Here is a 6502-nt window from a genome sequence, read left to right on the forward strand (position 1 = left end):
ATTAAACAACCGGATAACGGGTGGGGTCACTTGAAACTTCTGGCCCATCGCCATTCATACCATGTAAAATCCTCGACTTTTCTTGGTAGCAGTTGGAACAAATGAGTATAGAACTGAGAGGCACCACCATCCTGGCTGTCAGGCGCGGCGATAAGGTCGTGATCGGCGGCGACGGGCAGGTCACTTTGGGAAATACCGTGATGAAAGGCAATGCCCGCAAGGTCAGGCGTTTATATCACGACAAGGTGATTGCCGGTTTCGCCGGCGCCACCGCCGACGCCTTTACCCTGTTCGAACACTTTGAAGGCAAACTGGAAAAACATCGCGGCAACCTGACCCGCGCCGCCGTGGAAATGGCCAAGGACTGGCGCACCGACCGGGCCTTGCGCAAGCTGGAAGCCCTGCTGATCATTGCCGACGGCAAAGCCTTGTTGACCATTTCCGGCAACGGCGATGTCATCGAACCCGAGCACGATTTCATGGCCATCGGTTCCGGCGGCGCCTTTGCGCAAAGCGCCGCCCGGGCCTTGCTGGAAAATACCGACTTGAGCGCGCGCGAAATCGTGGAAAAATCATTGAATATCGCCGCCGATATCTGTATCTATACCAACCGCAATCTGCGCATCGAAGAACTGGATGCGGAGCCGCAAGCGCCGGAGAAAGAATAAACCCATGAGTCAAATGACCCCAAGAGAAATCGTCAGCGAACTGGATAAACATATCATCGGCCAAGCCGACGCCAAGCGTTCGGTGGCGATTGCGCTGCGTAACCGTTGGCGCCGCAGTCAGGTCGCGCCGGCGCTACGCGAGGAAATCACGCCGAAAAATATTCTGATGATAGGCCCTACCGGCGTCGGTAAAACCGAAATCGCCCGCCGTTTGGCCCGCTTGGCCAATGCGCCTTTCATCAAGATCGAAGCCACCAAATTCACCGAAGTCGGTTACGTCGGCCGCGACGTGGAGTCCATCATTCGCGATCTGGTGGACACGGCGGTAAAAATGACCCGTCTGTCGGCGATGGAAAAGGTGCAAAACCGCGCCGCCGATGCGGCCGAGGAAAAAGTGCTGGATATTTTGTTGCCCAGAGCGGAGGGGGGCATGCTATCCGAATCCGAGGAATCCACCCGGCAAAAAATGCGTAAAAAATTGCGCGAAGGCCAATTGGACGACAAGGAAATTCAGATCGACGTGGCGGCACCCGCGGTGGGGGTGGAAATCATGGCGCCGCCGGGCATGGAAGAAATGACCAGCCAGTTGCAGGGCATGTTTCAAAACCTGCATAGCGGCCGCACCAAGGAACGCAAATTGAAAATCAAGGACGCCATGAAGCTGCTGCAGGAAGAGGAAGCGGCCAAGCTGGTAAACGAAGACGACATCAAGCAAACCGCGCTGGAAGCCGTCGAGCAACACGGTATCGTGTTTCTGGATGAAATCGACAAGATCTGCAAGCGGGCGGAAATGGGCGGCGGCGAAGTCTCCCGCGAAGGCGTGCAGCGCGATTTGCTGCCGCTGGTGGAAGGCAGCACCGTCACCACCAAATACGGCATGATCAAAACCGACCATATTCTGTTTATCGCTTCCGGCGCCTTCCATTTGACCAAGCCGTCGGATCTGATTCCCGAACTGCAAGGCCGGTTTCCGATCCGGGTAGAACTCAGCGCCTTGAGCGCGGAGGATTTCGTCCGTATCCTGACCGAGCCGGATGCCTCCCTGACCGAGCAATATCAAGCCTTGTTGGCCACCGAAGGCGTGGACGTCAGTTTCACCGCCGACGGTATCCAACGCATAGCCGAATTGGGTTGGCAGGTGAATGAAAGCGTGGAAAATATCGGCGCGCGCCGCTTGCATACCATTTTGGAAAAACTGCTGGAAGAAATTTCCTTCGATGCGCCGGATATGCCGGAAAAAACCGTTCGTATCGATGCCGCCTATGTGGACGCGCATCTGCGGGAACTGGCCGCCGATGAAGATTTGAGCCGCTACATTCTGTAAACCATGCGCCTGAAAATCACCCCTTGCCACTGCTCGCCGACCGAAATCAAGCTGCACAAGCTGTCGGCGATCCTGGAAATCCATTTCGACGACGGCAGCATTTTCGAAATGCCCGGCGAATACTTGCGGGTTTATACCCAATCCGCCGAAGCCGTCGGACATGGCCCCGGTCAGGAAACCCTGCAAATCGGCAAACAGGATGTAACTATCACCGACGTCCGCCCGGTCGGAAATTACGCCATAGCGCTGACCTTTAGCGACGGCCATGACAGCGGGATTTATTCCTGGGATTTGCTGTATAAATTAGGCTCGGAATTTCCGCTGCTGTGGTCGAATTATCTCGAACAACTCCGCGCGGCCGGCATCAGCCGCAAGTCGCCCTTAAAAAATTAATTGCTATCATGACAAACGACAACACTACTCACTTCGGTTTCAAGGAAGTTCCCAAACAGGAAAAGGTTGCGCTGGTGCGCGGCGTGTTCGATTCGGTCGCCAGCCAGTACGATGTGATGAACGACTTGATGTCGTTGGGCATACACCGCATCTGGAAACGGGTGGCGGTGCAGTTGGCCAATGTTCGCGAGGGTGATCAGGTACTGGATTTGGCCGGCGGCACCGGCGATTTGACCACGCTGTTCGAAAAACGCGTCGGCAAAACCGGCCGGGTGGTATTGGCCGATATTAACGCGGCCATGCTGCGCACCGGGCGCGACCGTTTAATCAACCGCGGCTTGGCCGGCAATATCGAATACGCGCAAGTCAACGCCGAATGCCTGCCGTTCGCCGATAACAGCTTCGATTGCGTCTGCATCGGCTTCGGCCTGCGCAACGTCACCGACAAGGACGCGGCGTTGCGATCCATGTATCGGGTGTTGAAACCCGGCGGCCGGGTAATCGTGCTGGAATTTTCCCATCCCACCGACCCGATCACCGAAAAAGTTTACGATTTTTACTCCTTCAAACTGCTGCCGAAAATCGGCGCCATCGTTGCCAAGGACGAAGACAGCTACCGTTATTTGGCGGAATCGATCCGCATGCATCCCAAGCAGGATGAATTGAAAGGCATGATGGAAGCGGCCGGCCTGGAGCGTTGCGAGTATTTCAACATGACGCAGGGCATTGTAGCGGTGCACAGAGGCTATAAGTTTTGAGGCCACCCCAGGTTTAGGAGGTTTTATGGCGCTTGAACGGGCTCAGTCCTTCATCAGTGAGCAAGAGTACCTGCAAGGCGAACTGATCGCCGAACTTCGGCACGAATATATCGATGGTCAAGTGTTTGCGATGGCCGGGACGAGCCGTAATCATAATTTGCTGGTGAGCAACTGCGTGCAAAGGATCGCCAATCACCTGCAAGCCAGTCCTTGCATGACTTTTTCCTCGGAAATCAAAGTTAAAGCCGGGCGTTGTTTTTTCTACCCGGATGTGATGGTGGTTTGCGACGACGAACAGGGTGACGACTACTACACCGATAAGCCGACTTTGATCATCGAAGTGCTCTCCAAGTCCACTCGCCGCCTGGACAAAACCACTAAACCGGCGGCTTACAAAACCTTGCCCAGCCTGCGGGAATACGTGCTGATCGAACAGGATCATGTCGAAGTCGAGCTATTCCGCCGGTCGCAAAATTGGTTTGCCGAGCATTATTTTCTCGGCGATAGCTTCAACTTGGAATCGATAGGCTTGACCGTTAATGTTACCGACTTGTATCAGCGGGTCGACAACGAAGACATGCGGGATTATCAGCAACAACTCGCACAACAGGCAGGCTAATGACCGGCAATTTAACCCATATCAAACCGCTATTGATTAGTGTCCTGGAAACCGCGCTGAACAGCTATTTAACGCTCGACGAGCAGATAGAGCAATATTTGGCGCCCATGGCCGGCAAAGTCATCGCCGTTCATATTACTCCGTTTAACGAAACCCTGTATCTGTGTCCGGCCCACGATCGTATGCAGATGCTGGAAAGCTATGCCGGCGAGGCGGATGCCCGCTTAAGCGGTTCTTTATCGGCTCTGGGCTTGATGGGTTTGAGCGCCACGCCGATGCATGCGTTGTTCAAGGGCGAGGTGCGCATCGAAGGCGATACCCAGCTGGCGCACAAGCTGCAACGGCTGTTCGAAAAACTGGATATCAACCTGGAAGCCAAATTGGCCCGTTACACCGGCGACCGTTTTGCCCAGCGTTTGAGTGGCTTGCTGCGCGGCAGCCGCGATTGGACCCGGCATGCGTTGACCAGTTTTCGCCTGAATCTGGAAGAATTTCTGCAGGAAGAAACCCGCGACTTGCCCGCCAAGGCCGAAGCCGAACTGACTTTTCAACAGATCGACGCCCTCCGCGGCGATGCCGACCGGCTCGACGCCCGGGTCGAGCGTTTGACCGCCGCCCTGCATAAAGCTTCCGAGCTTCAATAAACCCAAGGACTTTGTCGTGATACGCCCCAAAATTCTCATGCGCCTGATCCATATCAATTGGGTGATGATGACTCACGGTCTGGATGAGATTGTTCTAAAAACCCATTTGTTGCGGCCGATCCGTTATCTGGCCTATTTCTCGCCGACGTTTTGGTTTCGCAAACCCACGGAATCGCGCGGCGTGCGGATTCGCCGCACCCTGGAAGATTTGGGGCCGATTTACGTCAAATTCGGCCAGACCCTGTCGACCCGCAAGGACTTGCTGCCCGAGGACATCGCCGAAGAGCTGGTCAAGTTGCAGGACCGGGTGCCGCCGTTTTCCGCCGAAACCGCGCGCGGCATCATAGAAGAACAACTGGGCCAGTCGATCGAGGCCGCCTTCGACGAGTTCGATCCAAAACCGTTGGCGTCGGCGTCGGTGGCGCAGGTGCATACGGCTAAATTGAAGACCGGCGAACAAGTTATCGTCAAAGTGTTACGGCCGGATATCGAAGATAAAATCCACTCCGATGTCGGCTTGCTCTACGAATTGGCGCGCCTGGCGGAACGCTTCTGGAGCGATGCCCGCAGGCTCCGCGCCACCGAAGTGGTGGCCGAATTCGAAAAAACCATCCTCGACGAGCTGGATTTGCTGCGGGAAGCGGCCAATGCCAGCGCGATCCGCAATAATTTCAAAAAGTCCGACTCGCTGTATATTCCGGAAATCCACTGGCCGCTGACCCGCCGCAAGGTGTTGGTGATGGAGCGTATCTACGGCATTCCCGTCGGCGATATTCAGGCCTTGCGCAACGGTAACGCCGATTTCAAAAAGCTGGCCGAGCGCGGCGTGGAAATCTTTTTTACCCAGGTGTTCCGGGATAATTTTTTCCATGCCGACATGCATCCCGGCAACATATTCGTGCAGTTGCCGGATAAATATCTGGCGGTGGATTTCGGCATCGTCGGCAGCCTGTCGGATACCGACCAACGCTATCTGGCGGAAAATTTTCTGGCGTTTTTCAACCACGACTACCGCCGCGTCGCCCAAATGCATATCGAATCGGGCTGGGTACCGCCGACCACCCGGGTGGAGGAATTCGAAGCAGCGATACGTAGCGTCTGCGAGCCGATTTTCGAAAAGCCCTTGAAAGACATTTCCTTCGGCCTGCTGCTGTTGAGATTGTTCCAGACCGCCCGCCGCTTCGACATGGTGGTGCAACCCCAGTTGGTGCTGTTGCAAAAAACCTTGCTGAATATCGAGGGCTTGGGCCGCCAGCTATATCCGGATCTGGATTTGTGGCAAACCGCCAAGCCGTTTCTGGAGAACTGGTTCAAGCAACGCTTGGGCCCGGCGGCCAAAATCAAGGAATTGCTGTCGAAACTACCGGAAATGACCGAGCAACTGCCGGAATTTCCGGCCCTGATATTTCAGGCCCTGCAAAGCAATGCCCAGATGCAGCAACAGATTCAGCAGCACAATCAGGAAATGCTCCAGCTGCGCAAGCAGTTGAATCGTAATAACAACCGCACCCTATGGGCGATTTTAACCGGCGCGTTAATGGTGGCCGGGACCATATTGTTGCAATCGCCGTTGTTGGCGGGTTTTCTCGGTTGAAGCCTACCCGCTTTTTCCGGTAGGCCGTTAGTTTCCTTTGGGGGCGGAATTCCCCTTCCGAAAACCCTCGCCTAATGCGAAGCACAATCCGGGTTTTATAGCTTCATTCCCCGGATTTCATTTCATTCCAATGGGCTACGCAGACTGGTAAAAACGATCCAGGGTAGCCATTAACTATGCAACGTTGTATGTTCGCTATTCGGCGCATACCCGACATTTAAAATTCACGATAAATGGCGATTAATTTTGAAACTCGGGTAGGATGTGCCAACCAACGGGCGGCGCATCGGATGATGATAATAATGGCATAAACCATCGATCTAATATGACGGATTATCGTAGACTCTATATTCCCGGCGCATCATGGTTTTTTACCGTAAATTTGGCGCAACGAAAGGAAAACCGATTATTGATTGATAATGTCGATTTATTGCGCAAGGCATTTGCCTATACCAAACGCCGACATCCCTTTAAAATAGATGCCGTGGTTGTTTTACCTGAA

General features: G+C 54.5%; 7 protein-coding genes. All 7 read left to right on the forward strand.

Annotated elements, in window-relative coordinates; all coding sequences use genetic code 11:
• The first annotated feature begins 101 nt into the window (after positions 1–101).
• From hslV to ubiB, 7 genes are read left to right on the forward strand one after another with little or no spacing between them, the layout of a single operon-like run.
• Complete coding sequence (gene hslV, locus NP596_RS09075) at positions 102–668, forward strand: ATP-dependent protease subunit HslV (RefSeq protein WP_256615002.1); 567 nt, start codon at positions 102–104, stop codon at positions 666–668.
• 4 nt (positions 669–672) lie between these two features.
• Positions 673–1992 (forward strand): ATP-dependent protease ATPase subunit HslU, encoded by a 1320-nt coding sequence (gene hslU / locus NP596_RS09080; RefSeq protein ID WP_256615003.1) that lies wholly within the window; start codon positions 673–675, stop codon positions 1990–1992.
• Between the two features lie 3 nt (positions 1993–1995).
• Positions 1996–2385: a gamma-butyrobetaine hydroxylase family protein gene (locus tag NP596_RS09085; RefSeq protein WP_256615004.1), complete on the forward strand. Its 390-nt coding sequence runs from the start codon at positions 1996–1998 to the stop codon at positions 2383–2385.
• Positions 2386–2393: 8 nt separating this feature from the next.
• Positions 2394–3143, forward strand: a complete 750-nt coding sequence (ubiE, locus tag NP596_RS09090) for a bifunctional demethylmenaquinone methyltransferase/2-methoxy-6-polyprenyl-1,4-benzoquinol methylase UbiE (protein ID WP_256615005.1) — start codon at positions 2394–2396, stop codon at positions 3141–3143.
• A 25-nt stretch (positions 3144–3168) separates the two neighbouring features.
• Complete coding sequence (locus NP596_RS09095; RefSeq protein WP_256615006.1) at positions 3169–3762, forward strand: Uma2 family endonuclease; 594 nt, start codon at positions 3169–3171, stop codon at positions 3760–3762.
• Entirely contained in the window at positions 3762–4406 is a 645-nt protein-coding gene (locus tag NP596_RS09100) for a ubiquinone biosynthesis accessory factor UbiJ (protein ID WP_256615007.1), read from the forward strand. Before NP596_RS09095 ends, NP596_RS09100 begins: the two co-directional genes overlap by 1 nt.
• A gap of 16 nt (positions 4407–4422) precedes the next feature.
• Positions 4423–6000: a ubiquinone biosynthesis regulatory protein kinase UbiB gene (gene ubiB / locus NP596_RS09105; RefSeq protein ID WP_256615009.1), complete on the forward strand. Its 1578-nt coding sequence runs from the start codon at positions 4423–4425 to the stop codon at positions 5998–6000.
• Positions 6001–6502: the final 502 nt, after the last annotated feature.

The sequence above is a fragment of the Methylomonas rivi genome (assembly GCF_024505165.1).
Taxonomy (GTDB): domain Bacteria; phylum Pseudomonadota; class Gammaproteobacteria; order Methylococcales; family Methylomonadaceae; genus Methylomonas; species Methylomonas rivi.

Coding starts and splice junctions, on each gene's coding strand:
- hslV (WP_256615002.1), top strand. CDS start 102: ATGAGTATAGAACTGAGAGGCACCACCATCCTGGCTGTCAGGCGCGGC.
- hslU (WP_256615003.1), top strand. CDS start 673: ATGAGTCAAATGACCCCAAGAGAAATCGTCAGCGAACTGGATAAACAT.
- NP596_RS09085 (WP_256615004.1), top strand. CDS start 1,996: ATGCGCCTGAAAATCACCCCTTGCCACTGCTCGCCGACCGAAATCAAG.
- ubiE (WP_256615005.1), top strand. CDS start 2,394: ATGACAAACGACAACACTACTCACTTCGGTTTCAAGGAAGTTCCCAAA.
- NP596_RS09095 (WP_256615006.1), top strand. CDS start 3,169: ATGGCGCTTGAACGGGCTCAGTCCTTCATCAGTGAGCAAGAGTACCTG.
- NP596_RS09100 (WP_256615007.1), top strand. CDS start 3,762: ATGACCGGCAATTTAACCCATATCAAACCGCTATTGATTAGTGTCCTG.